A 25,811-nucleotide genomic window follows, 5' to 3' on the forward strand; every position below is an offset into this window, starting at 1 on the left:
GCCTCCACCCAATCAAGCGCCAACGTTGAGGATGAGGCCGATCGCCCAACCCATCAACTGGTCCGCAGCAAAGAAGAAGGCAGCGGCAAAAAAGACCATGACAAAGACCATCAGCGTCGAGATCATCGTCTCGCGCCGAGAGGGCCAGGTCACTTTCGACGTCTCAGAGCGAACCTGCTGCAGAAACGTTACCGGATTCGTTTTGGATGCCATGTAATGCTCACGCCATTACGGCGCGTAAAGCCGATGATTCAGCCCCACGCACCGCGTGTCTGTTTGGACCCTACATAAAGACCGATTCTGAAAACCACAAGAGCCAATCAGTCTTTTCTGTGAATTTCGTCGATCGGCTAACCGATCCTTAAACTTACTCTGCCGAACCTTCAGCGCTTATGCAAGCCTGGAGAGAATGGCAGGGGCAGAGGGGCTCGAACCCCCGACCTGCGGTTTTGGAGACCGCCGCTCTACCAACTGAGCTATACCCCTATTCGGCTGCGTGCCCGTTCAACAACGTGTCGCCGCCTCAAGTCAGCGGCTTCATATTCAGTTTGCCGGAGGATGACAAGCGCCTTTCACCGAAGAAGCAAAAAAATCCTCATTCAACTGCATCTATCCCCTGCCCTGCCGGTCGGAGCGCCCAACAGTGAAAAGGCAAGTCACTGCCGCGCCACTCAGAAATGGTCGTGGCACGGCCGGCATTCGCTATGCTGCCGGCAGCGCCCTCATCGGAATCGATTCGCATGTCGCGCATCACGCTGGTCGAACATGATCCCCTCTGGCCCTCGCTCTTTGACGAGCAGGCGCGTTTCATCACCGCCCTGCTCTCGCCTTTCGTCCGCGAGATCCATCACATCGGCAGTACGGCGATACCGGGACTGGCTGCGAAGCCGAAAATCGATATCGATGCGGTGATCACGGACCCAGGGGCACTGCCGGAGCTCAGCGCGCGCCTCAGCAAGGCCAGCTACGCCTATCACGGCGATCCGCACGCAAACGGCTTGCGGACGTTTACGGCGGCAACACTCCCCTATGGTACGCGGCTCTATCTCTGCGGAGACGACAACGCCGCTCATGCGGAGCGCATGCTCTTTCGCGATGCGCTCCGGAAGAACCAAGATCTCGCCCGCCGCTACGAGACGCTGAAAAGGCAGCTCGCGAGCAAGGCTGGGGGCGATTGGGATATCTACACCAACGGCAAGCGTGCCTTCATCGAAGCGGTACTGGCGACTTGCTCGACGAAAAAGGCCCCGCCGTCGCCGGCGGGGCCTTCCTACTGAGATTTAATCAGCAGATTACTCAACGATCGAGGCAACGATGCCGGCGCCGTGTGCAAATCGCGCTTGCGCGCCATTTGCACCTTTTTTACTGCAGTCGGCAGCTTACGGCATCGCCTTTCGATCGTTACTCGACGATCGAGGCAACGATGCCGGCGCCGACGGTACGGCCGCCTTCGCGGATCGCGAAGCGCAGCTTTTCTTCCATCGCGATCGGAACGATCAGCTCAACGGCAACCGTGACGTTGTCGCCCGGCATAACCATTTCCGTGCCTTCCGGCAGCGTGACGATGCCCGTCACGTCCGTCGTGCGGAAGTAGAACTGCGGACGGTAGTTGGTGAAGAACGGCGTATGACGGCCGCCTTCTTCCTTCGTCAGGATGTAGGCTTCGGCCATGAACTTCTTGTGCGGCTTGACCGAACCCGGCTTGCACAGGATCTGGCCACGCTCAACGCCGTCACGGTTAACACCACGGATCAGCGCGCCGATGTTGTCGCCGGCCTGGCCCTGGTCGAGCAGCTTGCGGAACATTTCAACGCCCGTAACCGTCGTCTTCGACGTGTCGCGGATGCCGACGATTTCGACTTCTTCGCCAACCTTGACGATGCCGCGCTCAACGCGACCGGTCACAACCGTACCGCGGCCCGAGATCGAGAACACGTCTTCGATCGGCATCAGGAACGGCTGGTCGATCGGACGCTCAGGCGTCGGGATGTAGGCGTCAACGGCAGCCATCAGCTCGCGGATCGCATCTTCGCCGATCTTCTTGTCCGAATCTTCCAGAGCAGCAAGAGCCGAGCCCTTGATGATCGGAATGTCGTCGCCCGGGAATTCGTAGGACGACAGAAGTTCGCGAACTTCCAGTTCGACGAGCTCGAGAAGCTCGGCGTCGTCAACCTGGTCGACCTTGTTGAGGAACACGACGATTGCCGGAACGCCAACCTGACGAGCAAGCAGGATGTGCTCGCGGGTCTGCGGCATCGGGCCGTCAGCAGCCGAGCAAACCAGGATCGCGCCGTCCATCTGCGCTGCACCGGTGATCATGTTCTTGACGTAGTCGGCGTGGCCGGGGCAGTCAACGTGAGCGTAGTGACGGTTCGGCGTCTCATACTCAACGTGGGCCGTCGAAATCGTGATACCACGGGCCTTTTCTTCCGGAGCGGCGTCGATCTGGTCGTACGCCTTGAACTCGCCGAAGTACTTCGTGATCGCTGCGGTCAGCGACGTCTTGCCATGGTCAACGTGGCCAATCGTGCCAATGTTAACGTGCGGCTTGTTGCGCTCAAATTTGCTCTTTGCCATGGGTACGTTTCCTGTGGTCAAGTATGAATAATGATCAGCCGGCAGGGCCGGTTTGTGGAGCCGTTTAAGGGTTTCAGGGGATTTGCGCAAGACTTAATTGCGCGCGCCCGGACCGGCCGCCGACGGCCTCTTCCTGCAGATATATAAGAAGCGCGCAACGCCGGTACAAGATTGGGCATCATCACGCCGCGAATCGCTGCAGCCTCAGAACATTCAAGCGCTTAGCGGCGAATGTTTATTTGCTACATTAATCTGAAAGAAAGGAGGACACCGCTATTGGAGCGGGTAGCGGGAATCGAACCCGCGTATTCAGCTTGGAAGGCTGCTGCTCTACCATTGAGCTATACCCGCGGGCCTTCGATCCAGAAGCAGAATGGTGGAGGGAGTTGGATTTGAACCAACGTAGGCTGAGCCAACGGATTTACAGTCCGTCCCCTTTAACCACTCGGGCATCCCTCCATTATTCTGTCGGGATCTTTCGACCAAGCATTTGAGATCGTGAGACAACCAGCGACTTGTCGGTGCCGCTCTCGATCTGTGGCCGGGTATATGACTGCCTCGTTTCGTCCTGTCAACACGGCTCGGTGCAAAAAATCCGATTTTCTCCACAGCCGCAAAATTACCCCCAGCGCGGAAAACCATTTCGCCGGACAGGCAAGCCCTCTATAAGACGCCAATGAGCAAAGATCGCACCGGCGACAAGAGCGCCAAGGACACCCATTACGCAAACCTGAGGCGCGCGCACCGCGACGCCAAGCGCGAGCGTGGCGAAATTCCAACCCCGAAAGAGGACAGGCGCCGAAAGGCCCCAGCCGATTGGAAAGCGCCGCAGCTCGCCCCTGAGCAAGTGCTGCTTTACGGCCTGCACACGGTTCGCGCCGCGCTGGACAATCCGGCGCGTCAGATCATTGGCCTCAGTGTGACCCAGAACGCCGCCGCAAGGCTGGAACTCGGGGAGCTTTCGGCCCTGCCCTTCCCAGTCGAAACGGTGACGCCACAGGATCTCGACAAGATTCTCGGTCCCGACGCGATCCACCAGGGCGTGATGCTCGAAACGCGCCCGCTGCCGCATCGCCGGCTGGAGGCGCTGCGCGACTGCCCGCTGATCCTCGTGCTCGACCAGGTAACCGATCCGCACAATGTCGGCGCCGTCATGCGCTCGGCCGTGGCTTTCGATGCCGGCGCGCTGATCACCACCATGCGCCACAGCCCGACCGAATCGGGCGTGCTCGCCAAATCGGCCTCCGGCGCGCTGGAAATGATCCCCTATATCCAGATCACCAACCTTGGTGATGCCATCGAGGAGTTGCATCGACTGGGCTTCCAGACGATTGGCCTTGATTCGGAAGGACCGCAGCCGCTGGAAGGAACGTTCAGCGGCGAGAAGATCGCGCTCGTACTCGGCTCCGAGGGCAAGGGGCTCCGGCAGAAGACCCGCTCGATCGTCAACGACCTTGCCCGGCTCGACATGCCTGGCGCGATCAAGTCGCTGAACGTCTCGAACGCAGCGGCGATCGCCATGTATGCGGCCCGCCAGTATCTGAAGCGCTGACATCGCCGGACGCTCCTGGCCGCCTCAGCGTTACGGCGCCGGCGGCCACGTCATCCGCAACGGCTCCAAAGCCGAGGCCTTAACGCGAACTGGCGCCTGTGGATATCTTCGCACCGGTAGGATTGCGGAGCCTGATGCCGTGCGGCTTCGAAAGATCGGGAAAGAGGACGGCAAGCCGCGCCGACCCGTCACAAACCGACGGATTGCTGCGCAATGCGACCGGGCGTGCTCATGCCGGCCGTCGGGCAGCCTTCACGCAATTTCTTCCACGTGGTCACATTGAGGTTCATCTCGCATCGCGCGAGATAGGCGTTGCCATCGACGCGCAGGCAAGCGACCTGCCCAAGCTCATATTTGGAACCGTCTCGGTTTCGACAGGTGCAGCCATGATCCGGCGGCGCAGCCAGCGTGGCTTCGGCAGCGAACAAGAAGGCCACCGCAGCGGCCATGCCCCAAAGGATCGTCCGCCTGTCCATCATGAGGCCATTATAAAGCAGATATCGATATTCGAAAACGGACAATGCCGGCTGCTTGCGCAACCGGCACCGTCCGCACGCGGGGCATACGCCCCTCCCACCGGATCACCTCGGTGATCCGCTGAACTTGATTTTTAGCTCGCCAGGCGAAGCACGTTGCCTTCGGAGATGGTCTTTTCAGCCTCGGCGATCGCAAACTGCTTGGAGTCGGCGCTGAGGTTCAGGCCTTCGGCGCGAACGAACTCGACATCGGTAATGCCAAGGAAGCCGAAGACCGTCTTCAGGTAGGATTCCTGGTGATCCATGACGGTCGCCGGGCCGGCGGAGTAATGGCCGCCACGGGTGGAGGCGACGATGACCTTCTTGCCCTTGGCGAGGCCCTCCGGACCGTTCTCGGTGTAGCGGAAAGTCTTGCCGGAGACGGCGATGCGGTCGATCCAGACCTTCAGCTGGCTCGGAATGCCGAAGTTGTACATCGGCGCGCCGATGATGACGGTGTCGGCGGCCAGGAATTCTTCCAGCATGTCACGGCCGAGCTTGACGTCCGCAGCAAGGCCGGCGTCGACGCCTTCGAGGTCGGCCGGGGCCATGATCTGAGCGCCGGTCAGATGCGGCAGCGAGCTGCCAGCGAGATCGCGGTAGGTCACCTGGGCATCCGGGCGGTCAGCCTTGACCTGGGCGGCAAGGGCGGCCGTCAGACGGCGGGAAACCGAGTGGTCGCCAAGAATACCGGAGTCGATATGAAGAACGTTCATGGGAACACCTTTGTGTTTACGTTGCGGTGATCCACATATGAGGGGAAAACAATGACCCGATAAGCCAGCGGATATTTGACATACTGTTTCCAGACGGAAACAATCATATGCATCATCCGCACTTCGGAGACAGGACAATGCAGGATCTGAACGACCTCGGGCTTTTTGCCGCCGTCGTGCGAAACAACGGCTTCAGTGCCGCGGCACGGGACCTCAATATACCCAAATCCAAGCTCAGCAAACATGTGGCCCGCCTGGAGGAGCAGCTCGGCGTGCGGCTGCTTGAGCGCTCGACCCGCAAGCTGCGTGTCACTGACATCGGCCGGGTGTTCTACGAGCATTGCCAGAGCCTTCTCGACGGGGTGGCTGCCGCCGAAGCGGAGATCGCCGCCGTGCGCGCCGAACCCTCGGGCACGGTCCGGCTCGCCTGCCCGCTCGGTTTCACCCCCATGCTTGCCGATATCCTGCCAGCGTTTCACCGCCGCTACCCCGGCGTCCGGTTGCTGATTACAGCCACCAACCGTCGCATCGACCTGATCGAAGAGCGGGTCGACGTGGCGCTGCGCGCCCGCGGTCAGCTCGATACGGACAACCAGCTGATCATCCGCAAGTTCGGCGAGGTGCGCGAGCGGCTTGCCGCCAGCCCCACCTTCCTTGCCCGCTCGGGCGAGATCACCATCGAGAACCTCAGCCAGCAGGCGACGCTCTCGATGAACGAACAGCACCCGACCGACGTCTGGCGGTTGGTTTCGATCGACGGCAACACGACGGAAATCACCCACCGCCCGATCATCGGCTGCAGCGACTTCCTGATTCTCGAACGCGCCGCGATCGAAGGTATGGGGGTCGCACTCTTGCCCGACCATATCTGCGAGCGCGCCTTCCGCGCCGGCGTGCTTGCGCCGGTGCTGCCGGAATGGACGTCGAACGACGTCGTCGTTCACCTCGTCTTCCCATCCCGCCAGGGCATGTTGCCGGCGACAAGAGCCTTGATCGATTATCTGGCCGAGAACCTGCTCAACGCCCTGCAGAAGTGCCGCGAGGTTCCGGTGCGCATGGGGCCGTCCTTCGACATCTGATGCCGCAGCAGTGCGGCTTTCCGATCAGCACCGACAGATCATCAGCACATTGCCGTCGGGATCGAGGATCGTGAACCATTGCTCGGACTGCACCGGCGTCACGATCTCGACGCCGAGGGCCTGTGCATGGCTGGTTGCGGCCGCCACATCTTCCGTGTCGAAGTGAAAAAGCGGCGCGTCCCGTCGCTTGCCCGGCATGAAGATCTGGGCATCGAGAACGAGCCGCGCGCCGCCACTCCTTGGAAACACGGCGAGATGGCCATGCGTGGTCTCCGGCGGCTCGACCTGAAGCAGGCGCGCATACCACGCCTTCGCCAGCTCGATATCCGAAACCGGAACGAAGACCGCTCCAATACCCAAGCCGATCGCCGGCATATTCTCCTCCGTAATCCATGAGCCGAAACTGAACTGTCACGGAGATTCGCTCGAAGTCGGTGCCGCAGTCATCGACTGCACTGCTCGCCGTTTTCAAGCTCGGCAAAGGATCTGGCGCCGGCGTCATATCGGTAGGCGATCACCTGCGCCGTGCAGGCGTCCTCATATCGGGCGCAAGCTTGCATCGAAACGCAAAGATGGCCTTGAACACCCCAGACCCTTGCTGGCGGCCTGTCGTAGATGCCTTCGTAGATCGTCTGCGTCCGCTTAGCGCCGTCACGCCACTCAACCACGATCTCCGAACGAAAGTGGTCATAGCCGATGTTGCTGTATCCCACGGAATACCGGACCGACCCCAAGCCGGAAACTTGCGTCGCGCCCGAACTCATCTCCGCCCAATCGGATCCCTCCTGCGCGTTGGCGGGGCTCCAAACCATAAAGCCGCACAGCAGAACGCACGCCCATCCGATCGGCGCCAGCACTGCGGGTTTGGCGAAGCTGGCCTTGGCCGCTGCTGAAAGAACGTGTTCGATGATCAGGACCTTTCCACGAGAAGCAGCCGAAGAATGCTCATATGCCGCTTATCAAAAACGGGAGGTACAATCGGCGGTGGCCGAAACCACTGATTCCCTATAGTTCAGGAGTATGAGAACTCTTGGAAGACTGATCGTCTCCGCCGTCCTGGCATTCCTTGTCAGCCTGATCGTCGCCGGACTGTTCCTGCCGGTCTACGACATATTCGAGGGCGGGCCGTACAACTGCCTGGAGGATGGCATAGCGGCATGCGCCGCCGGCATACCACTGAGCGCGCTGGTCTATGGACCGCTGTTTTCGATTGTCGGCGTTGTGATCGGAACGCCGGTATTCATGGCCGTCTTTGCGATGCGTGACTGACGGCTCGCTTTGCATCGACGGTGTACCGCGGCAACGCCCCGAACAATCAAAATCCGGCACGGTAGCGGCCAAAAACTCGGAAGAACCAATGGGGAAGAAATGAAGTGGTGCCCCCAGAGAGACTCGAACTCCCGACCTACTGATTACAAATCAGCCGCTCTACCAACTGAGCTATAAGGGCACTTGCTTTGGTGGGAGTTACCATAATCTCATGTGGTGTAAAGCAAAATTGCGAATTCTCCCAATTTTTCAGATGCGTTCGGTTCCGGGCCATGCCAGAAACGATGGAGAAAGATTGCCGCTGGCGGCGCATAACATATCGAGCGGACTAGAATTTCATGGCCCGAACGTTCAATTCCTTCGCCTTTCTCGCCTCGCCCGCGGAAGAGGCGCAAAAGGCTGCGGCTGATCTCAAGGCGATCTATGGTGACCATGATCCGTCGAAAGCAGATGTGATCGTCGCGCTTGGCGGCGACGGCTTCATGCTGCAGACGCTGCACCAGACAATGAACAGCGGCAAGCTGGTCTATGGCATGAACCGTGGCTCTGTCGGGTTCCTGATGAACCGCTACAGCACCGAGAACCTGACGGACCGGATCTGCCAGGCGGTCGAGAACGCTTTTCATCCGCTGGAGATGCAGACGACCGACGTCTATGGCGAGAGCTTCACGGCACTTGCAATCAACGAGGTCTACCTCTTCCGCCAGTCCTACCAGGCAGCAAAGCTTCGCGTTCTGATCGATGGCAAGACACGGTTGGAGGAGTTGACCTGCGACGGGCTGCTGGTCGCCACCCCTGCCGGCTCCACCGCCTACAATCTCTCCGCCCACGGACCGATCCTGCCGCTCGAGGCCCCGCTTCTGGCGATGACCCCGGTCAGCGCCTTTCGCCCGCGCCGCTGGCGCGGTGCGCTCCTGCCGAACCATGTCACGGTCGAGATCGAAATCCTCGAGGCCGACAAGCGGCCGGTGAACGCCGTGGCGGACCATCAGGAAGTAAAGTCGGTGGTCAGGGTGAAGATCGCCGAATCGGAAAACATGACGGCGCGTATCCTTTCGGATCCCGATCATTCCTGGTCGGACCGCATCCTGGCCGAGCAATTTTCGAACTGAGCGCACGTTCTCCGCGCGACCTATGGTATCATCCTGCCGGCCAGGTCTCCGCCGGCCCGCAGCAAACGGCAGCCGAGCCGCCGCCTTAAGGACGACGACCCAATGCACAGATCCGCCCTCCTCGCGCTGTTCCTGATTTTTAGCAGCGCCGGCGCCAAGGCTCAGGATGCCAACATCGTTCCGCCTGAGGCAACCTTCGTGACCAGCACCGGCTACTGGGAGGAAAGTGGAGAGCCGCTGTCGTCACTCGACCCGAACGCCGCCGCCGAGAAGCCGGGCGACTCCCGGCGCGGCTACTACAAGCTGATCGCGCTTCGCCAAGCGGACGGAACCGCCCAGGTCCATTTGCAGCAAGTGGAAGCGACCTCGGCCGGCCCCGTGGTGATTTCGTCGGCGGAACTCGAAGAATTCTCCGCGCTCAAGGCCTATGTCACCGACATCCGTCCGGAGACATCGACCGGCGTCACCGCACAGCCCGGCATGTTTGCGACCGTCTATCTGAAGACCGACCCGTCGGTGCGAGAACCTGAGAGCTGGACCGTGCTCATCGATGATCTCGGCGACATCAAGATCGAGCGCGCTTCCAACTGAGCAAAAGAAAGGGCCGGATGTGAACATCCGGCCCTCTTCAATTTCAGTTCGGCAGACCGCTGTCAGCCTTAGTTCAAATCATCCACGACGGCATCCGCGCCACCGGCAACGCGGTGTGCAAGGGCTGCTTCCATGAACTCGTTGAGTTCACCATCGAGAACGTCGCCCGGTGCCGTGCTTTCGACGCCGGTGCGCAGATCCTTGACTAGCTGGTAAGGCTGCAGGACGTAGGAGCGGATCTGGTGGCCCCAGCCGATGTCCGTCTTCGACGCGGCTTCGGCGTTCGCGGCATCTTCCCGCTTCTTCAGTTCCGCTTCGTAGAGACGGGCGCGCAGCATGTCCCAGGCTTTCGCCCGGTTCTTGTGCTGCGAACGCTCCTGCTGGCACTGCACGACGATGCCCGACGGGATGTGCGTGATGCGCACGGCCGAGTCGGTGGTGTTGACGTGCTGGCCGCCGGCGCCCGACGAACGGTAGGTGTCGATGCGGCAGTCGCTCTCGTTGATGTCGATCTGGATCGAATCGTCGACGACCGGGTAGACCCAGATCGAGGAGAACGAGGTGTGACGGCGGGCATTGCTGTCATAGGGCGAAATACGAACGAGGCGGTGTACGCCCGATTCGGTCTTCAGCCAGCCATAGGCATTGTGGCCCTTGACGAGCAACGTCGCGGACTTGATGCCAGCTTCTTCGCCGTCCTGGATTTCCATCAGCTCGACCTTGTATCCCTGGCGCTCGGACCAGCGGGTATACATGCGCAGAAGCATGTTGGCCCAGTCCTGGCTCTCGGTGCCGCCGGCACCCGAATGCACTTCGAGATAGGTGTCGTTCTGGTCGGCCTCGCCCGAGAGCATGGCCTCGACCTGCTTCTTGGCCGCTTCCGCCTGGAGAACGCGCAGTGCCTGTTCGGCATCGGCGATGATCGCCGCGTCGCCCTCTTCCTCACCGAGCTCGATGAGTTCGATGTTGTCGTTGAGCTGCTGCTCGAAACGACGAAGGCCATTGATGCCGTCGTCGAGTTGCTGACGCTCGCGCATCAGCTTCTGCGCTTCCGCAGCATCGTTCCACAGGGTCGGATCTTCCGCCTTGTTGTTCAACCAGTCCAGTCGTCTTACCGCCTGATCCCAGTCAAAGATGCCTCCTCAGCAGGCTTATGGCCTGCTTGATTTCGTCGACAATATTCTCGATTTCGCTGCGCATGATCCTGCTTCTTGTGAACAGATAGGAAAGTGAGCGTCAAATAGCGATGCCCGCCGCTGATGTAAAGGCGGCGGGCATCGCGTGACGGGTATAAGGACTAGAACAGGCCGTTGGAACCGGAGGTCACTGCCTGGTTCGCCTGTGGCGAATTCTTGAGGATCTCTTCCGGCGGCACGTACTGGTCGAGACCGCCGATGACCGAGAAGGTGTCGGCCGGACCGGTGCCGGGCTTGAAGGCCTCGATGATCGTGTCCGGCTCGCCCTCTTGGGCGGCCATGCCGGTCTTGCGGTTGACGGCGACCATGCTCATGCCTTCGGGCACGACGAACTTGCTCGGGCGCGTGCCCTTCACCGCTTCGGTCATGAAGTCGTTGAAGATCGGCACGGCGAGGCTGCCACCGGTCGCGCCGCGGCCAAGCGGGGCCGGGTTGTCGAAGCCGAGATAGAGGCCGGCGACCATATCGGGGGTATAGCCGACGAACCAGGCATCCTTTTCGTCGTTGGTGGTACCGGTCTTGCCGGCAACCGGACGATCGAGCTTGATCTTGCCGGCAGCCGTGCCACGCAGCACCACCCCCTCCATCATCGACGTGATCTGGTAGGAGGTCATCGGGTCGAGCACCTGCTCGCGGTTGTCGGTCAGAACAGGCTCTTCCTGGTTCTGCCAATCGCCGGCGTTGCAGTTGTCGCAGGTGCGGTCCTCGTGACGGAAAATCGTCTTGCCGTAGCGGTCCTGGATGCGGTCGATCAACGACGGCTTGATCTGCTTGCCGCCATTGGCGAGAACCGAATAGGCCGAAACCATGCGCAGGACGGTGGTTTCACCCGAACCCAGCGACATAGCGAGCAGTGGCGGCATCTTGTCGTAGATGCCGAAGCGCTCGGCGTATTCGGCAACGAGGTTCATGCCCATGTCGTTGGCGAGGCGAACGGTCATCAGGTTACGCGACTTCTCGATGCCGAGGCGCAGCGTGGACGGGCCGGCAGAGCCGCCGCCGTAGTTTTCCGGACGCCAGACCTGGCCGCCGGCGACGATCTCGATCGGCGCGTCGAGGATAACCGACGCCGGGGTATAACCGTTGTCGAGTGCGGCTGCGTAGACGAAGGGCTTGAACGACGAGCCCGGCTGGCGCATCGCCTGGGTCGCGCGGTTGAATTCCGACTGGCCATAGGAGAAGCCGCCGACCATCGCCAGCACGCGGCCGGTCTGCGGGTCCATGGCGACAAGGCCACCCTGCACCTTCGGCGGCTGGCGCAGACGGTATTCGCCCTTTTCGGCGAGGGGCTCGACATAGATCACGTCGCCGGCGCCGAAGACGCCTTCAGGCGATTTCGCCGATTTGCGGTCGCCGTTGGCCGAACGATAGGCCCACTGCATGTTCTTGGCGGAGATGTGTCCCGTGACACGCTCGGCGACGATCTTGCCCGAAGCTTCCTTCTCCGGCTGGATGCCGATCTCGGCTCCCTGGCCATCAACGGAAAGCACGACGGCGAGCTTCCATTCGGGCACGTCGCTGAAGGCGACGACCGCACCGAGCGGCTCGCCCCAGTCGCCGCCGATCTCGATCGACTTGACTGGGCCGTGGAAGCCGCGACGCTCGTCATAGGTCAACAGGCCGGTCTGAAGGGCCTTGCGTGCCGCGGTCTGGAGACGCGGGTCAAGCGACGTGCGGACCGAAAGGCCGCCTTCATAAAGCGCGTTGTCGCCGTACTTCTGGATGATCTGACGACGGACTTCTTCGGCGAAGAAGTCGGATGCAAAGAGATGGGCGCCGCCGCGGCGCGGATTGACGCCGAGCGGCTGCTTCTTGGCCTCTTCGCCATCAGCCTTGGTGACGTAGCCGTTTTCGACCATGCGGTCGATCACCCAGTCGCGACGCTCGAGCGCTGCTGCGGTCTTGCGGAACGGATGGTAATTGGCCGGGCCTTTCGGAAGCGCTGCAAGATAGGCAGTCTCGGCAATGGTCAGTTCGGTCACCGACTTATCGAAATAGGTCAGCGCGGCGCCGGCGATGCCGTAAGAGTTCAGACCGAAGAAGATCTCGTTGAGATAGAGCTCGAGAATGCGGTCCTTGCTGTAGGCCTGCTCGATACGGAAGGAGAGGATCGCTTCCTTGACCTTGCGGTCGATCGTCTGGTCGGATGAAAGCAGGAAGTTCTTGGCCACCTGCTGTGTGATCGTCGAGGCGCCGACCGGGCGGCGGCCGGAACCGAAGTTCTGCAGGTTTACCGCGATGGCGCGCGCGAGACCGGTGATGTCAACGCCCGGATGCTGATAGAAGTTCTTGTCTTCCGCCGAGATGAAGGCTGCCTTGACGCGATCCGGGATGGCCTGGATCGGCAGATAGAGGCGCCGTTCGCGGGCATATTCCGCCATCAGCGCGCCGTTGCCGGCGTGGAAGCGCGTGGTCACCGGTGGCGAATATTTCGCCAGCACCTCGTAGTCCGGCAGGTCCTTGGTGACGACACCAAGATAGAGCGCCACGGCTCCGGCCACACCCAGCAGCAGAAACGCGCCAATCCCGAAAAAATATCCAATCAGCCTGATCATCAGTCAGATACCGGTACCTTAATTATCGTCCAATTGCCGAACCGCCCGACTGACAGTCCATGCTCTGTCCTGCCGGCTTTATGGCAGCGGCCCGACCAAACTCTTTCACGCGAAATCGTCTGGCGTCGCAGCGTCCCGCCAACCCGGCTCCTCATATGGCGGGGAACTCCGGGCTTCAACTCGTTTCTCAACAAATCCGGGCGCAATTCCGGTTAGGTCCCGGATTGTGCGTAAAATAGGGCTGTTATGCGATAATCCCGTGCGCATCCCGTTGAAAAGCATAGCGCTGTTACCGGGGCGACACAAATCACTTCGTTCCCGGACCTGCCGTCAAACGTCAGCCGCCGCTGGCGACGGCCTGCTCGCGGTAGCGCTGCACGGCGACTGCAAGACGCTCGGAAACCTTCTTGCGCCATTCCGGGTCGAGCAGCAGCTTTTCGTCCTCCTTGTTCGACAGGAAGCCCAGTTCAAGCAGGATCGAGGGCACGTCCGGCGCCTGCAGCACGCGGAAGCCGGCGAAACGGTGCGGATTGTTGATGAGATTGATCTGGCCCTCAAAGGACGAAACGACGGCGCGTGCCATGTTGACGGAGAAGGCCTGCGTTTCGCGGCGTGTCAGATCGATCAGGATGTCGGCCACTTCCGCCGGCTCGCTCTGAAGCGGCACACCGGCGATTTCGTCGGACAAGTTTTCGCGGGCGGCTAGGCTTGCAGCCAGATGGTCGGAGGCCTTGTCGGAGATGGTATAGACCGTCGCGCCGCGGATGTCCTTCTGGCGCAGGGCGTCCGCATGAAGAGAAATGAAGAGATGGGCGCCCTTGTTGCGGGCGATCTGCACGCGCTGGGGAAGCGAGAGGAAGACGTCCTTGTCGCGGGTGAGAAAAGCCTCGATCCCGGCGCCCTTGTTCAGGGCCTCGACGAGATCCTTCGCGAAGGCGAGCGTAACGTGCTTTTCTTCCGTCTTCGTTTCGCCGGCGAGCGCGCCGGTATCGATGCCGCCGTGGCCCGCATCGATCGCGATGATGAACGGCCCGCCTTCCCTCGTGGGGGCGACGGCAACCGGTCTGTCGGTCTTGGTGGCGGCAACCGATCCGGTCCACTGCTGCTCACCGAGAAGCGCATCGAAGCGCGCCTGGTCGACGCGCTCGGCATCGAGCACGAGGCGGTAACCCTTGCCCCCCTCTTCCGCGACAACTTCCGCATGGGTGACCGCGACCGGGCCTTTTGCCGAAAGAACGATGCGGGAACTGCCCGCCCCCATGCCGCCGTAGCGGATCGCATCGAACAGGCCGCGTGGTTCAAGGCTGTCCGCCTTCAGGCCGAAGGCCGTTTCCGGCAGGTCGACCACGACACGAACGGGATCGGCGACATAGTGCAGGGAGAATTCCGGCTTGCGATCAAACTCGACGACGACGCGCGTGCGCGCATCGTCACCTGCGATCCGTGCCGCAAAGGCGAGCAAAGGACCCGGCTCGGCGGCCCCTGCCGCCGGCACGTTCCAAAGAAGACCGCCGGCTAGCAGCGATGCTCCGAGCAGAAGCCTGCCCGCGCGCGACATCAAAGACAACAGCGAACCACGCATACAAACCGCCAAAGGCCTCACCTCGGGCTCTCCACCACTTTCTCAGAAAACCAAACAGCAGCCGACGCACGGCTGCTGTACGCACAGGTTGATCAATGAACCCTTATGGTTAACCAATGCTTGACAATGATCATCTTCCCCGGCCAGCGGGGACAATCGATTTACCGTTTATCGACCTACTCCACGTGGACAAGCGAATCGATCATTATTGTGGCGGCACGGGCTTTTCCCTTGCCAATGTGACATAGAAAACATAAAAGCGTCACAAGGAGAAAGTGTTGACGGGATAGAACAGTCGACCGGGCAGCCGGAGCTTCTCCAAAGCTTGGCGCCAGGGTGCGGTCGAACCGGATTGACCGGTTAACTTATCGCATTGCGGTCGCAAGATGTTCATCCGCCGTCGCTGCATTTCCTCCCCGTACACTGGATCGCAAATTTCCGGCGGTGGCCGGAGTTCTTGATGGTGATTTTTCACCGACGCCCGCAAGCGGGCGCATTCATCGGGTCTTCATGAGACCTTAGACATTGGCATTCTTGTTTGGTCATTGATGTTGACTCAGCAGTATCGGTCAGAAGTAGCGCGGCCCCGGGACACACATGTTCCGGCTGTCGTCTGGCTGCTGCACCATCGCCTGCGCCAAACAGGAACTTTCATATCCGGCGCACCTTCCGACGTGTTTGGCAGTCTTCCTAAGGAAGCAGGTCTGTCTCCCGTTCCGCTGGCGCGCCGAGGAGCACAGCTTAGATGGCAGAGAAAATGCTTATCGATGCGTCTCATTCAGAAGAGACGCGCGTCGTTGTCGTTCGCGGGAACCGCATAGAAGAGTTCGACTTCGAGTCGGAACACAAGAAGCAGATCCGCGGCAATATCTACTTGGCGAAGGTCACCCGGGTGGAGCCCTCGCTCCAGGCCGCCTTCGTCGATTACGGCGGCAACCGCCACGGGTTCCTGGCTTTCGCCGAAATCCACCCCGACTACTACCAGATCCCGCTCGCCGACCGTCAGGCGCTCTTGAAGGCCGAAGCCGAAGAAGCGCGGCGCGACGACGACATCGAGCATGTCGAGACCGCCCCTGCCCCGGCAAGCGAACTCTCCGTTCCCGTGGATCTCGAAATCGTCACGGAAGCTGACGCTGAAGCCGAGCCGGTCGCAGCCGTCGCTGACGCCGCACCGGTCGTCGAAGAGGAAGCCCCGGCCGAAAAGCCGAAGGCGAAGCCGAAGCGCACCCGCAAGACCAAGGCCAAGGCTGCGGAAGAAGCCGCTGCCGCGTCGGCCGATGGCGACGAGAGCAATGGCGGCGAGATGGCTGCCATGGTCGATACCGACGCCATTTCTGAGGATGTCGACAGCCGCCGTCGCCATGACGACGACGATGATGACGACGACAGCCACGACGGCGAAAAGGAAATCATCGAATCCGTCGGCGCCGAAGACGCCATGGAAGAGGTTCCGGACCGCCAGGTTCGCAAGCCGCGCAAGCAGTACCGCATCCAGGAAGTCATCAAGCGCCGCCAGATCCTGCTCGTTCAGGTCGCCAAGGAAGAGCGCGGCAACAAGGGCGCGGCACTGACGACCTATCTGTCGCTTGCCGGCCGTTACTCGGTGCTGATGCCGAACACCGCACGCGGCGGCGGCATCTCGCGCAAGATCACCAACCTGCAGGACCGCAAGCGCCTGAAGGAAATCGCCCGCGGCCTCGAAGTGCCGCAGGGCATGGGCGTGATCCTGCGCACCGCCGGTGCCAACCGCACCAAGGTCGAGATCAAGCGCGACTTCGAATATCTGATGCGCCTGTGGGAAAACGTCCGCACGCTGACGCTGAACTCCACGGCCCCCTGCCTCGTCTATGAGGAAGGCAGCCTGATCAAGCGCTCGATCCGCGATCTCTACAACAAGGACATCAGCGAGATCATCGTTTCCGGCGAGGAAGGCTACAAGGAAGCCAAGGGCTTCATGAAGATGCTGATGCCGAGCCACGCCAAAGTGGTTCAGCCTTACCGCGACGTGCATCCGATCTTCTCGCGCTCCGGCATCGAAGCGCAGCTCGACCGCATGCTGCAGCCGCAGGTAACGCTGAAGTCCGGCGGCTACATCATCATCAACCAGACCGAAGCGCTGGTTTCGATCGACGTCAACTCCGGCCGTTCGACGCGCGAGCACTCGATCGAAGACACCGCACTCCAGACCAACCTGGAAGCTGCCGAAGAAGTGGCTCGCCAGTTGCGTCTGCGCGACCTTGCCGGCCTCGTCGTCATCGACTTCATCGACATGGAAGAAAAGCGGAACAACCGCTCGGTCGAGAAGCGTCTGAAGGATTGCCTGAAGAACGATCGCGCCCGCATCCAGGTCGGCCGCATCTCGCATTTCGGCCTGCTCGAAATGTCGCGCCAGCGCATTCGTGCCTCGGTGCTCGAATCGACGATGCAGACCTGCCCGCACTGCAACGGCACGGGTCATGTTCGCTCGCAATCCTCCGTCGCCCTGCACGTGCTGCGCGGCATCGAGGAACATCTGCTCAAGAACACGACGCACGACATCACCGTACGCACCATCCCGGATATCGCGCTCTACCTGCTCAACCAGAAGCGCGGCACGATCATGGACTACGAAGCCCGCTTCGGCGTTTCGATCATCATCGAGGCTGACGCCCATGTCGGCGCCCAGCACTTCGCGATCGATCGCGGCGAGCCGGTCGAAAACCCGGTCAAGATCGAGCAGCTGCTGCACTTCGAGCCGGAAGAGGAAGAAGACGACGTCGTGATCGAAGAGGATCTCGACGAGGAAGAAGCAGAAGAAGTCGTCGGCGAACAGCGCCAGGAACAGCCGAAGGCTGCTGCCCAGTCCGACGATCAGAATGGACGCAAGCGCAAGCGCCGTCGCCGCCGTCGCGGCAAGGGTGGCCAGCAGGCCGAAGGCAGCGCCCTCCAGGTTTCCGAATCGGCAGGCGATGCTGACGACGGTTCCGATGAGGATGAAGGCGATGACGAGGGTGTCGATGCGGACGCCGCGACCGCCGATGGCGATCAGAAGCGCAAGCGCCGCCGCCGGGGCAAGCGTGGCGGCCGCCGCAACCGTCCGGAAGGCGAAGGTGAAGGCCAGCTCGATGCCGATGCCGATGCGGAAGCCGGCGACAATGGCGCAGACGAAGCCGAAGCCGTAGAGGCACCGGCCGCTGCAGCCGAGGTCGAAGTGGCTGTCGCTGTCGAGGAAACGGCTGTGGTTGCCGAAGAAGTCGAGGTGGCGGACGCAAAGCCTGCCAAGCCGAAGCGCACCCGCAAGAAAGCCGTCAAGGCTGAAGAACCGGCAGTCAGCGTCGACGAAGTTGCCCAGGCAGCGATCGAAGACCAGCCCGCCGTTGCCGACCCGGCCGTCGAAGAGGTGGAAGAGGCTGCGGCCGACCTTGCCGAGACCAAACCGGTGCGCGCCAACCGCGACCTTTCGAAGATCGCCTCCGAACCGGTGGTGACGTCGAGCGCGACGAAGCCCGAAGAGGAAGAGCCGGCCAAGCCGAAAAAGGGTGGCTGGTGGCAGCGCCGCGGCTTCTTCTAAGCCGCGCTGCAAGTACCAAACTCTGAAAATACGAAAGGCCCGGAGCGATCCGGGCCTTTTCCTTTAGACGGACGACAGAAGGGGCTTTGCCCCTGCCCGTTCGCTCAGGCGGTCACGCCAGCCAGCGTCCGATCCTGTCAACCGCCTCGACCATGTCGGCCTCGGCACCAGCATAGGAGAAGCGCATCGTGCGGTGCCCTTCCAGCGGATCGAAGTCGAATCCAGGGGTCGCCGCGACATTGATCTCGGCGAGCATCCGCTTGGCAAAGGCCATGCTGTCATTGGTAAAGCGCGTGACATCCACGTAGGCGTAGAAGGCGCCGTCCATCGGCGAGGCGATGGAGAAGCCGATCTCCGGCAACCGCTTCATCAGCATATCCCGGTTGGCGGCATAGGCGGTCTTGTAGCGGTCGAGTTCCTCATGGGCGTCGAGTGCTGCTTCTGCCGCAATCTGCGAGAGCTCGGGCGGCGAGATGTAGAGGCTCTGGGCGATACGCTCGAAACCGCGCACCTTGTCGGCCGGCAGCACCATCCAGCCAATCCGCCAGCCGGTCATGCAATAGTATTTCGAGAAGGAGTTGATGACGATCACCTCGTCGGTCACCTCCAGCGCGCTGGCCTCTTCGCCGGCAAAGGTCAGCCCGTGATAGATCTCGTCGGAGATGAAGGCAATCGATTCGGCTCGGCAATAGTCAGCCAGCGCCTTGAGGCCCGCCCTGCCCGTCACGGTGCCGGTGGGGTTGGCCGGGCTCGCCAAAAGCACGCCTTTCAAAGGACGGCCTAATTTCGCAGCGGCACGTGAAAGACTTTCAGGCGTCAGCGTGAAGCCGGTCTCGACATTGGCCTCGACCTCGACGACCGTCAGGCCGAGGGCTGCGAGGATGTTGCGGTAGGCTGGATAGCCCGGCCGCGCAATGGCAACACAGTCGCCGGGATCGAAGAGAGCCAGGAAGGCGAGATTGAAGCCGGCGGATGAGCCGGTGGTGACCGCCACCCGCTGCGGATCGAGCGCGATGCCGTGGCGTTTTTCATAGTGCCGGGCGATTGCTGTGCGCAGCGACAACGTGCCGAGCGCGTCGGTATAGCCGAGCCTGCCATGCTCAAGCGCCTTGCGCGCAGCGTCGAGAGCTGCCTTGGGCGCCGGGTGGGCAGGCTGCCCGACCGCCATCGAGATCACCGGGTGGCCGGCGTCGCGGCGACGGGTCGCCTCCGCCAGTACGTCCATCGCATGGAAAGGTTCGACGGCACTGCGTTTTGACAAATCTACCAACGGAAAATCCTCGATATGCGGCTGTTCTCCAGCCCTTTGCCCGATGAAAATGACCTTCACAAGTCCGCGAGTGCCGTATTTCCGCCGATTTTGCCGTTTCGTTTCCGCAGCACCCACCCTATGCTGCCGGCATATTGCGGATACGAGGAATCCTGTTGTCACTCAGAACAGCCGGTTGACCCGGCGACACGCGATGGACGACACACAGGATACGCAAGGACAACGAGGTAGAAATGAACTTCAGCACCAAGATGATTGCCGCCGGGACGCTCGCAGCGTTCGTGGCCGGGGTCAGCCTGCCCCAAAACGCGTTCGCGCTCGACGCGAAGCAGAAGGAAGAGATCGGCGCCTTCATCAAGGAATACCTGATCGCCAATCCGGAGATCATGCTCGAGGTCCAGGAGGCGCTGACGACGAAGCAGCGCGCCAAGCAGCAGGAAGCGGCGGAAGGCGCGATCACCGAGAACAAGAAGGCGATCTTCAATTCCGACTATGACATGGTGCTCGGCAACCCCAAGGGCGACGTCACCGTCGTCGAGTTCTACGACTACAATTGCGGCTACTGCAAACGCGCGCTTTCCGACATGGACGACATCCTCGCCAAGGACAAGAACGTGCGCTTTGTGCTGAAGGAACTGCCGATCCTCGGCCCGGATTCGCTGGCCGCCCACAAGGTGAGCGCCGCCTTCCGCCTGGTCGCTCCGGAAAAATACGGCGACTTCCACCGGGCGCTGCTCGGCGGCGAGGACCGCGCCACGGAGGAGACGGCGCTTGCGGTTGCCGCCAAGCTCGGCGTTTCCGAAAAGGACCTGCGCGCCAAGATGGAAAAGGAGCCGCATGACGCGGCCGTGCGCGAGGCCTACAGCCTTGCCAACGACCTCGGCATCACCGGAACGCCTTCCTACGTCATCGGCAACGAAGCGGTCTTCGGAGCCGTCGGCGCCGAGGAGATCGAAGGCAAGGTCGCCAATATGCGCGAATGCGGCAAGACCGCCTGCTGACAAACCTTCCCATGACTGTGGACAAATCCCGCGGGGGCCCAAAGGGCTTTTCCTCGCGGGACCATCAGTCTATAGGTAACCCTCCATGACCGGACCGGAATCCCTTATGCCATCGACCATTTTCGTGCTGAACGGCCCCAACCTGAATGCGCTGGGCAAGCGCGAACCGGGTATTTATGGTGGGCAGACGCTGGCCGACATCGAGGCCATGTGCAAGGCGGAAGGCAAGGCGCTCGGCTTCGACGTCGATTTCCGCCAGTCGAACCATGAGGGAACGCTGGTCGATTGGCTGCACGAGGCCGGCAACGTCGCCGCAGGCGTTGCAATCAACCCGGCTGCCTATGGCCACACGTCGATCGCACTTCATGATGCCATCCGCGCCATCGGCATTCCGGTCGTCGAACTGCACCTCTCGAACATCCATGCGCGTGAGGAGTTCCGCCACAAGTCGATGATCGCACCCGCCGTCAAGGGCGTCATCTGCGGCTTCGGCGCACAGAGTTACATTCTTGCGCTGCATGCGCTAAAGAACCTGACAAATCCGTCGAAATAAAAAGAACACAAGAGGCTCATATTCCATGGCTGACAAGAAACCAGGTATCGACCAGGCGCTGATCCGCGATCTCGCCAATATTCTCAAGGACACCGATCTGACCGAGATCGAAGTCGAGCAGGACGACCTGCGCATTCGCGTTTCGCGCAACGGCACGCCGGTTGCGATGCCGATGGCCATGCCGCAGATGCCGGCTTACCAGATGCCCGCCGCAGCGGCCGCCCCGGCAAACGCCGTTGCCGCTCCCGCCGCCGAGAGCGCCCGCGCATCGAAGAATGCCGTGACCGCGCCGATGGTCGGCACTGCCTACCTGTCCCCCGCACCGGGAGCCCGCCCCTTCGTTGAGGTCGGTGCCACGGTCAAGGAAGGCCAGACGATCCTCATCATCGAAGCGATGAAGACGATGAACCAGATCCCGGCTCCGCGCTCGGGCAAGGTCACCGAAATCTTCGTCCAGGACGCAGCCCCCGTCGAATATGGCGAACCGCTGATCGTAATCGAATAAGGCGGCGCGGCGATGATCTCGAAAATTCTCATTGCCAATCGCGGCGAAATCGCCCTTCGCGTGCTTCGTGCCTGCAAGGAACTCGGCATCGCCACGGTCGCCGTTCATTCCACGGCCGACGCCGACGCCATGCATGTGCGCCTCGCCGACGAGAGCGTCTGCATCGGCCCGCCGCCCTCGCGCGATAGCTATCTGAACATTCACCAGATCGTCGCCGCCTGCGAAATCACCGGTGCCGACGCCGTGCATCCGGGCTACGGCTTCCTGTCGGAAAACGCCAAGTTCGCCGAAATCCTCGAAGCGCACGACATCACCTTCATCGGCCCGACGGCGGAACACATCCGCATCATGGGTGACAAGATCACCGCCAAGCAGACGGCGCAAGAACTTGGCATCCCGGTCGTTCCGGGTTCCGACGGCGAAGTGAAGCCGGAGAACGCGCTCGAAGTCGCCCGCAAGATCGGTTTCCCGGTCCTGATCAAGGCGACCGCCGGTGGCGGCGGCCGCGGCATGAAGGTCGCCCGCAGCGAGGCGGACCTCGAAGAAGCCGTTGCGACGGCCCGCACCGAAGCGCTTGCCGCTTTCGGCAACGACGCCGTCTACATGGAGAAGTACCTCTCCAAGCCGCGCCACATCGAAATCCAGATCGTCGGCGACGGCGCCGGCAATGCGGTGCATCTCGGCGAACGCGATTGCTCGCTGCAGCGCCGTCACCAGAAGGTCTGGGAAGAGGCGAATTCGCCGGCCCTCAACGTCGACCAGCGCATGAAGATCGGCCAGATCTGCGCCGACGCCATGAAGAAGCTGAAGTATCGCGGCGCCGGCACGGTCGAGTTCCTCTACGAGAACGGCGAGTTCTATTTCATCGAAATGAACACCCGTCTTCAGGTCGAGCATCCGATCACCGAAGCGATCACCGGCATTGACCTCGTGCACGAGCAGATCCGCGTCGCCTCCGGCGGCGGTCTCTCGGTCCAGCAGGAAGACATCGTGTTTTCCGGCCACGCGATCGAGTGCCGCATCAATGCCGAAGACCCGCGCACCTTCGTCCCCTCCCCGGGCACGATCACGCATTTCCATGCGCCGGGCGGCCTTGGCGTGCGCGTCGACTCGGGCGCCTATCAGGGCTACCGGATCCCGCCTTACTACGACAGCCTGATCGGCAAGCTGATCGTGCATGGCCGTACCCGCGTCGAATGCATGATGCGCCTGCGCCGCGTGCTTGACGAATTTGTCATCGACGGCATCAAGACGACGCTTCCGCTGTTCCAGGACCTGATCAATAATCAGGACATTGCCAACGGCGACTACGACATCCACTGGCTGGAGAAGCATCTGGCCGCCACGTCCGAGTAAGGACCAGACATTGAAAGGGACGCGCAGCAAGCAGCCCGATATTACGCCGGACATGCTGCTGCGCGCCTATTCGATCGGCCTCTTCCCGATGGCCGATTCGGCCGATGATCCGGAGCTCTTCTGGGTCGAGCCGGAAATTCGCGGAGTGATCCCGCTCGCAGGCTTCCACACCTCTCGCAGCCTCGCCAAGACCATCCGCCGAAAGCCTTTCGACATCCGCTTCAACACCGCCTTCGAAGCGGTGATGGACGGCTGTGCTGCCCCTGCTCCCGACCGGCCGACAACCTGGATCAACAATAAGATCCGCACGCTCTACGCGACACTGCACTCGATGGGCTATGCCCACAGCGTCGAGGCCTGGGAAGGCGACCAACTAGTCGGGGGGCTTTACGGGGTTTCGCTCGGTTCGGCCTTCTTCGGCGAAAGCATGTTTTCCAGACGCACCGACGCCTCGAAGATCTGCCTCGTGCATCTGGTCGAGCGACTGAAGGCGCGCGGCTTCGAACTGCTCGATACACAGTTCACCACCGAACACCTGAAGTCGTTCGGCGCCGTCGACGTGCCGAAGGCGGAATACGAAGTATTGCTCGCGAACGCGATGTCGTCGCCCGACCTCGCCTTCTAACCAAGCCAAATTCTAAAGAATGGGGATATGCCCCGCCGCTCAGCGCTTCTGCGCGGTATCCGGCGGCGGCAGGTCCGAGGTCGCCTTGCAGGACTGCAGCCAGACGTCATAGACCGGATGCTCGACGGCGTTCAGACCGGGGCTGTCGGCAAACATCCAGCCGGTAAAGATACGGCGGATCTTGCGGTCGAGCGTGATTTCCTCGACCTCGACGAAGGTGGTGATCTTCTGCGCTTCCGTATCGTCACGGCTATAGCAGACGCGCGGCGTGACCTGGAGGGCGCCGAACTGCACGGTCTCGCCGATATAGACGTCGAAGGTGGTGATGCGGCCGGTGATCTTGTCGATGCCGGAGAAGACGGCGACGGCGTTGGAAAGGCGGGCTGCGTCAACGGCTTCCGCAGATGCGACCAGCGGCAAGGCGGCAAGCAGGGACAAGCCCAAACGCCGTGCTCCTTGGCCGATTGCCTTGCGCAGATCAGAACCTGCCATCGTCGCCTGTCTCCCGCGTATCCTGTTCGTCATGGATTTCAGGCGCTAACCATCAATTGTGGCCTCGCCATGATCGAGGAACCCATTCCGCGGTCCGTCGTCGTCACTGAGAACAGATTATTCAGGAGCCGGGCGTCCAGGCGTCGTAGTCGCCGGTTACGCGCGGGCGCTTGCCGGTGGCAGCGATCGAGCCCTGTGGGCGGTAGGCGTTGGCCGTTCCGGTCGGATTGGCGCGGTGCGCCTTCTGCCATTCCCGCGGCGTGTACTTTTCATCGGCCGGCGAAACGTCGGTCCGGTGGTGCATCCAGCCGTGCCAGCCGGCCGGAATGGCGGAAGCTTCGGCGTAGCCGTTGTAGATCACCCAGCGGCGGGTGCGACCTTCGGAGTCCTTGCCGCCCTGGTAGTAGACATTGCCGAGTTCGTCTTGACCGACCCGTTGACCGTGGCGCCAGGTGTGAAAGCGCGTTCCGATCGTCTGTTCGTTCCACCAGGTGAAAATCTGCAGCAGGAGCTTCATGGATGCCGTCCTTGACCGGCCGTTGGGAAGGCGGCCAGATACCAAAACAATGTTCCCGCTTATGCCCCGCCGCTCAGGGCTTGTCCAGTGATTCCGAGGTAAAGGCGGTCATTTCAACGGTAGTTGAAAGCCGAAATGGCTGCGCGCAAAGCCCAGGCGCTCATAGAAGCGATGTGCATCGGTGCGCACGGCGTTGGACGTGAGCCTCACCTTCCTGGCCCCCTTCTCCCGCGCCTCGGCAATTGCATGGCGCATCATCCGTTCGCCGATCCCACGGCCGCGCATGTCGGCGCGCGTCTGGACGGCTTCGACGATCAGGCTGGAGCTTCCCCGCCCGGACAGCGACGTGTGCAGCGCGGTTTGAAAGGTGCCGACGACCTGCCCTTCGAGAACCGCGACGAACAGCGTCTGCAGCGTCGAGGCTTCAATCCGGTCGTAGGCAGCGGCGTAGTCTGCGAAGGCCTCAGCGTCGGTCGTGTCGTCGTGACCGCCCAGCGGATCATTGGCGAAGAGCGCGACGATCGCTTCGAGATCCTTGCGCTCAGCCTTGCGGATCATGAGTTCGGTCGCGTCCATGGTTCTCCGCTCACATCGTTCATCGGCTGCGGATCAAGCACTCGGAGGTAACGGCGCGATGACAGCGCCGCTTCTCTCAGGCCTATCCACAGGCATGCGAAACGTCAGGCAACCGGGCGGATCGCCTAGCCGAGAAGCGGCTTTTCCAGAACGATGGCCGGCAGGCCGGACGGGTCGTCGCCCGCAGTCTCACCCACTTCGGCAAAGCCATGCGCCCGATAGAAGGTGAGCGCGTGCAGGTTCTGCGGCTCGACCTCGACGCGCATGCGCTCGGCGTCCGGGAAGCAGGTTTCGAGTTCGGCGACGATATCGCGGCCGACGTCCTGGCGCTGGAACTTCGGAAGGACATAGAGCTGGTGCAGCACCACCGTCTTGGCCTGCGTGTCGGACATCGCCGCATAGCCCATGCCACCAAGCTGCCTTCCGTCGTCGGCAACGAGGAACTCGGCGTTCTTGCGCGCGAGCCGGGCTTTGAGCGCCGGCAGCGAATGCCAGCGCTCGTTCAGTTCCTTGACCTTCTCGACACCGTAGAAAGTGTCATAGGTCGCGTGCCACGTTTCGATCAGCAGAGCGCGAACCTTCTCCAGGTCGCGCTCGCTTGCCGTGCGCACGAAGAACATCG

Annotated in this window: 26 protein-coding genes and 4 tRNA genes; 12 read left to right on the plus strand and 18 right to left on the minus strand. The window is 61.7% G+C overall.

What is annotated here, in order from left to right:
* Positions 1–12: 12 nt before the first annotated feature.
* A complete protein-coding gene (gene secE / locus IB267_RS08220) occupies positions 13–213 on the minus strand; it encodes a preprotein translocase subunit SecE (protein WP_034795473.1) in 201 nt (66 codons plus the stop codon).
* A 197-nt stretch (positions 214–410) separates the two neighbouring features.
* Positions 411–486 (minus strand) — tRNA-Trp (locus tag IB267_RS08225).
* Between the two features lie 254 nt (positions 487–740).
* Here IB267_RS08225 and IB267_RS08230 point away from each other — a divergent pair.
* The gene (locus tag IB267_RS08230) at positions 741–1,277 is read left to right on the plus strand and encodes a GrpB family protein (RefSeq protein ID WP_192447227.1); all 537 of its coding nucleotides are present in this window, start codon (positions 741–743) and stop codon (positions 1,275–1,277) included.
* Positions 1,278–1,401: 124 nt separating this feature from the next.
* On the opposite strand, the gene tuf is transcribed toward IB267_RS08230, so the two are convergent.
* From tuf to IB267_RS08245, 3 genes are all read right to left on the minus strand, one after another.
* Complete coding sequence (gene tuf / locus IB267_RS08235; protein ID WP_034795467.1) at positions 1,402–2,577, minus strand: elongation factor Tu; 1,176 nt, start codon at positions 2,575–2,577, stop codon at positions 1,402–1,404.
* A 277-nt stretch (positions 2,578–2,854) separates the two neighbouring features.
* A tRNA-Gly gene (locus IB267_RS08240) sits at positions 2,855–2,928 on the minus strand.
* 23 nt (positions 2,929–2,951) lie between these two features.
* Positions 2,952–3,036, minus strand: a tRNA-Tyr gene (locus IB267_RS08245).
* Positions 3,037–3,253: 217 nt separating this feature from the next.
* Between IB267_RS08245 and IB267_RS08250 the strand changes: the two genes are divergently transcribed.
* Positions 3,254–4,129, plus strand: coding sequence for an RNA methyltransferase (locus IB267_RS08250; protein WP_043614183.1), 876 nt, complete (start codon positions 3,254–3,256; stop codon positions 4,127–4,129).
* Between the two features lie 188 nt (positions 4,130–4,317).
* On the opposite strand, the gene IB267_RS08255 is transcribed toward IB267_RS08250, so the two are convergent.
* Complete coding sequence (locus IB267_RS08255; RefSeq protein WP_192448273.1) at positions 4,318–4,608, minus strand: hypothetical protein; 291 nt, start codon at positions 4,606–4,608, stop codon at positions 4,318–4,320.
* Positions 4,609–4,739: 131 nt separating this feature from the next.
* Positions 4,740–5,360: an FMN-dependent NADH-azoreductase gene (locus tag IB267_RS08260; RefSeq protein ID WP_192447228.1), complete on the minus strand. Its 621-nt coding sequence runs from the start codon at positions 5,358–5,360 to the stop codon at positions 4,740–4,742.
* 137 nt (positions 5,361–5,497) lie between these two features.
* Between IB267_RS08260 and IB267_RS08265 the strand changes: the two genes are divergently transcribed.
* Positions 5,498–6,439, plus strand: a complete 942-nt coding sequence (locus IB267_RS08265; RefSeq protein ID WP_192447229.1) for a LysR family transcriptional regulator — start codon at positions 5,498–5,500, stop codon at positions 6,437–6,439.
* Between the two features lie 24 nt (positions 6,440–6,463).
* Here the strand turns inward: IB267_RS08265 and IB267_RS08270 are convergent, their stop codons facing one another.
* Positions 6,464–6,814 carry a VOC family protein gene (locus IB267_RS08270; RefSeq protein WP_192447230.1) on the minus strand — a complete coding sequence of 117 codons (351 nt, stop codon included), beginning with the start codon at positions 6,812–6,814 and terminating at the stop codon, positions 6,464–6,466.
* A gap of 68 nt (positions 6,815–6,882) precedes the next feature.
* Positions 6,883–7,296, minus strand: coding sequence for a hypothetical protein (locus IB267_RS08275; protein ID WP_210335806.1), 414 nt, complete (start codon positions 7,294–7,296; stop codon positions 6,883–6,885).
* 163 nt (positions 7,297–7,459) lie between these two features.
* Between IB267_RS08275 and IB267_RS08280 the strand changes: the two genes are divergently transcribed.
* Positions 7,460–7,708 carry a hypothetical protein gene (locus IB267_RS08280; RefSeq protein WP_192447231.1) on the plus strand — a complete coding sequence of 83 codons (249 nt, stop codon included), beginning with the start codon at positions 7,460–7,462 and terminating at the stop codon, positions 7,706–7,708.
* A 105-nt stretch (positions 7,709–7,813) separates the two neighbouring features.
* Here the strand turns inward: IB267_RS08280 and IB267_RS08285 are convergent.
* Positions 7,814–7,889 (minus strand) — tRNA-Thr (locus IB267_RS08285).
* Between the two features lie 157 nt (positions 7,890–8,046).
* On the opposite strand from IB267_RS08285, the gene IB267_RS08290 reads away from it, so the two are divergent.
* Positions 8,047–8,820 (plus strand): NAD kinase, encoded by a 774-nt coding sequence (locus IB267_RS08290; RefSeq protein ID WP_192447232.1) that lies wholly within the window; start codon positions 8,047–8,049, stop codon positions 8,818–8,820.
* 102 nt (positions 8,821–8,922) lie between these two features.
* Positions 8,923–9,411, plus strand: coding sequence for a hypothetical protein (locus IB267_RS08295; protein WP_192447233.1), 489 nt, complete (start codon positions 8,923–8,925; stop codon positions 9,409–9,411).
* Positions 9,412–9,479: 68 nt separating this feature from the next.
* Here IB267_RS08295 and prfB read toward each other — a convergent pair.
* From prfB to IB267_RS08310, 3 genes are all read right to left on the minus strand, one after another.
* Positions 9,480–10,611, minus strand: a protein-coding gene (prfB, locus tag IB267_RS08300; RefSeq protein WP_192447234.1) for a peptide chain release factor 2 whose coding sequence is annotated in 2 segments (ribosomal slippage) — positions 9,480–10,541 and positions 10,543–10,611 — 1,131 coding nt in all. Because the reading frame shifts where the segments join, the coding sequence is not laid out codon by codon here.
* Between the two features lie 97 nt (positions 10,612–10,708).
* Entirely contained in the window at positions 10,709–13,162 is a 2,454-nt protein-coding gene (locus IB267_RS08305; RefSeq protein WP_192447235.1) for a penicillin-binding protein 1A, read from the minus strand.
* A 337-nt stretch (positions 13,163–13,499) separates the two neighbouring features.
* Positions 13,500–14,744 carry an N-acetylmuramoyl-L-alanine amidase gene (locus IB267_RS08310; protein ID WP_246810609.1) on the minus strand — a complete coding sequence of 415 codons (1,245 nt, stop codon included), beginning with the start codon at positions 14,742–14,744 and terminating at the stop codon, positions 13,500–13,502.
* A gap of 745 nt (positions 14,745–15,489) precedes the next feature.
* On the opposite strand from IB267_RS08310, the gene IB267_RS08315 reads away from it, so the two are divergent.
* Complete coding sequence (locus IB267_RS08315; RefSeq protein WP_192447236.1) at positions 15,490–18,294, plus strand: ribonuclease E/G; 2,805 nt, start codon at positions 15,490–15,492, stop codon at positions 18,292–18,294.
* 112 nt (positions 18,295–18,406) lie between these two features.
* Here the strand turns inward: IB267_RS08315 and IB267_RS08320 are convergent, their stop codons facing one another.
* Positions 18,407–19,564 carry a pyridoxal phosphate-dependent aminotransferase gene (locus IB267_RS08320; RefSeq protein ID WP_192447237.1) on the minus strand — a complete coding sequence of 386 codons (1,158 nt, stop codon included), beginning with the start codon at positions 19,562–19,564 and terminating at the stop codon, positions 18,407–18,409.
* A 233-nt stretch (positions 19,565–19,797) separates the two neighbouring features.
* Here IB267_RS08320 and IB267_RS08325 point away from each other — a divergent pair, with 233 nt between their 5' ends.
* The 5 genes from IB267_RS08325 to aat all read left to right on the plus strand — a co-directional run bounded on the left by IB267_RS08325 (position 19,798) and on the right by aat (position 23,604).
* Positions 19,798–20,565: a DsbA family protein gene (locus tag IB267_RS08325; protein ID WP_192447238.1), complete on the plus strand. Its 768-nt coding sequence runs from the start codon at positions 19,798–19,800 to the stop codon at positions 20,563–20,565.
* A 106-nt stretch (positions 20,566–20,671) separates the two neighbouring features.
* Entirely contained in the window at positions 20,672–21,118 is a 447-nt protein-coding gene (gene aroQ, locus IB267_RS08330) for a type II 3-dehydroquinate dehydratase (RefSeq protein WP_043614153.1), read from the plus strand.
* Between the two features lie 25 nt (positions 21,119–21,143).
* Positions 21,144–21,623, plus strand: a complete 480-nt coding sequence (accB, locus tag IB267_RS08335) for an acetyl-CoA carboxylase biotin carboxyl carrier protein (protein WP_043614150.1) — start codon at positions 21,144–21,146, stop codon at positions 21,621–21,623.
* Between the two features lie 12 nt (positions 21,624–21,635).
* On the plus strand, positions 21,636–22,979 hold the full coding sequence (gene accC / locus IB267_RS08340) for an acetyl-CoA carboxylase biotin carboxylase subunit (protein ID WP_192447239.1): 1,344 nt from the start codon (positions 21,636–21,638) through the stop codon (positions 22,977–22,979).
* A 10-nt stretch (positions 22,980–22,989) separates the two neighbouring features.
* The gene (gene aat / locus IB267_RS08345; protein ID WP_043614144.1) at positions 22,990–23,604 is read left to right on the plus strand and encodes a leucyl/phenylalanyl-tRNA--protein transferase; all 615 of its coding nucleotides are present in this window, start codon (positions 22,990–22,992) and stop codon (positions 23,602–23,604) included.
* 39 nt (positions 23,605–23,643) lie between these two features.
* On the opposite strand, the gene IB267_RS08350 is transcribed toward aat, so the two are convergent.
* From IB267_RS08350 to IB267_RS08365, 4 genes are all read right to left on the minus strand, one after another.
* Entirely contained in the window at positions 23,644–24,096 is a 453-nt protein-coding gene (locus tag IB267_RS08350) for a DUF2155 domain-containing protein (protein WP_043614142.1), read from the minus strand.
* A 121-nt stretch (positions 24,097–24,217) separates the two neighbouring features.
* Positions 24,218–24,613: an NADH:ubiquinone oxidoreductase subunit NDUFA12 gene (locus IB267_RS08355; protein ID WP_043614139.1), complete on the minus strand. Its 396-nt coding sequence runs from the start codon at positions 24,611–24,613 to the stop codon at positions 24,218–24,220.
* Positions 24,614–24,721: 108 nt separating this feature from the next.
* Positions 24,722–25,189, minus strand: a complete 468-nt coding sequence (locus IB267_RS08360) for a GNAT family N-acetyltransferase (protein WP_192447240.1) — start codon at positions 25,187–25,189, stop codon at positions 24,722–24,724.
* A gap of 125 nt (positions 25,190–25,314) precedes the next feature.
* The gene (locus IB267_RS08365; protein WP_192447241.1) at positions 25,315–25,809 is read right to left on the minus strand and encodes a GNAT family N-acetyltransferase; all 495 of its coding nucleotides are present in this window, start codon (positions 25,807–25,809) and stop codon (positions 25,315–25,317) included.
* Positions 25,810–25,811 lie beyond the last annotated feature (2 nt).

The organism is Ensifer sp. ENS09 (assembly GCF_014852425.1).
In the GTDB taxonomy this organism is placed as follows: Bacteria; Pseudomonadota; Alphaproteobacteria; order Rhizobiales; family Rhizobiaceae; genus Ensifer.

Excerpts from the sequence above, each read along its gene's own strand:
- secE (WP_034795473.1), bottom strand. The coding sequence starts at position 213 with ATGGCATCCAAAACGAATCCGGTAACGTTTCTGCAGCAGGTTCGCTCT.
- IB267_RS08230 (WP_192447227.1), top strand. The coding sequence starts at position 741 with ATGTCGCGCATCACGCTGGTCGAACATGATCCCCTCTGGCCCTCGCTC.
- tuf (WP_034795467.1), bottom strand. The coding sequence starts at position 2,577 with ATGGCAAAGAGCAAATTTGAGCGCAACAAGCCGCACGTTAACATTGGC.
- IB267_RS08250 (WP_043614183.1), top strand. The coding sequence starts at position 3,254 with ATGAGCAAAGATCGCACCGGCGACAAGAGCGCCAAGGACACCCATTAC.
- IB267_RS08255 (WP_192448273.1), bottom strand. The coding sequence starts at position 4,608 with ATGATGGACAGGCGGACGATCCTTTGGGGCATGGCCGCTGCGGTGGCC.
- IB267_RS08260 (WP_192447228.1), bottom strand. The coding sequence starts at position 5,360 with ATGAACGTTCTTCATATCGACTCCGGTATTCTTGGCGACCACTCGGTT.
- IB267_RS08265 (WP_192447229.1), top strand. The coding sequence starts at position 5,498 with ATGCAGGATCTGAACGACCTCGGGCTTTTTGCCGCCGTCGTGCGAAAC.
- IB267_RS08270 (WP_192447230.1), bottom strand. The coding sequence starts at position 6,814 with ATGCCGGCGATCGGCTTGGGTATTGGAGCGGTCTTCGTTCCGGTTTCG.
- IB267_RS08280 (WP_192447231.1), top strand. The coding sequence starts at position 7,460 with ATGAGAACTCTTGGAAGACTGATCGTCTCCGCCGTCCTGGCATTCCTT.
- IB267_RS08290 (WP_192447232.1), top strand. The coding sequence starts at position 8,047 with ATGGCCCGAACGTTCAATTCCTTCGCCTTTCTCGCCTCGCCCGCGGAA.
- IB267_RS08295 (WP_192447233.1), top strand. The coding sequence starts at position 8,923 with ATGCACAGATCCGCCCTCCTCGCGCTGTTCCTGATTTTTAGCAGCGCC.
- IB267_RS08305 (WP_192447235.1), bottom strand. The coding sequence starts at position 13,162 with ATGATCAGGCTGATTGGATATTTTTTCGGGATTGGCGCGTTTCTGCTG.
- IB267_RS08310 (WP_246810609.1), bottom strand. The coding sequence starts at position 14,744 with ATGCGTGGTTCGCTGTTGTCTTTGATGTCGCGCGCGGGCAGGCTTCTG.
- IB267_RS08315 (WP_192447236.1), top strand. The coding sequence starts at position 15,490 with ATGGCAGAGAAAATGCTTATCGATGCGTCTCATTCAGAAGAGACGCGC.
- IB267_RS08325 (WP_192447238.1), top strand. The coding sequence starts at position 19,798 with ATGAACTTCAGCACCAAGATGATTGCCGCCGGGACGCTCGCAGCGTTC.
- aroQ (WP_043614153.1), top strand. The coding sequence starts at position 20,672 with ATGCCATCGACCATTTTCGTGCTGAACGGCCCCAACCTGAATGCGCTG.
- accB (WP_043614150.1), top strand. The coding sequence starts at position 21,144 with ATGGCTGACAAGAAACCAGGTATCGACCAGGCGCTGATCCGCGATCTC.
- accC (WP_192447239.1), top strand. The coding sequence starts at position 21,636 with ATGATCTCGAAAATTCTCATTGCCAATCGCGGCGAAATCGCCCTTCGC.
- IB267_RS08350 (WP_043614142.1), bottom strand. The coding sequence starts at position 24,096 with ATGGCAGGTTCTGATCTGCGCAAGGCAATCGGCCAAGGAGCACGGCGT.
- IB267_RS08355 (WP_043614139.1), bottom strand. The coding sequence starts at position 24,613 with ATGAAGCTCCTGCTGCAGATTTTCACCTGGTGGAACGAACAGACGATC.
- IB267_RS08360 (WP_192447240.1), bottom strand. The coding sequence starts at position 25,189 with ATGGACGCGACCGAACTCATGATCCGCAAGGCTGAGCGCAAGGATCTC.
- IB267_RS08365 (WP_192447241.1), bottom strand. The coding sequence starts at position 25,809 with ATGTTCTTCGTGCGCACGGCAAGCGAGCGCGACCTGGAGAAGGTTCGC.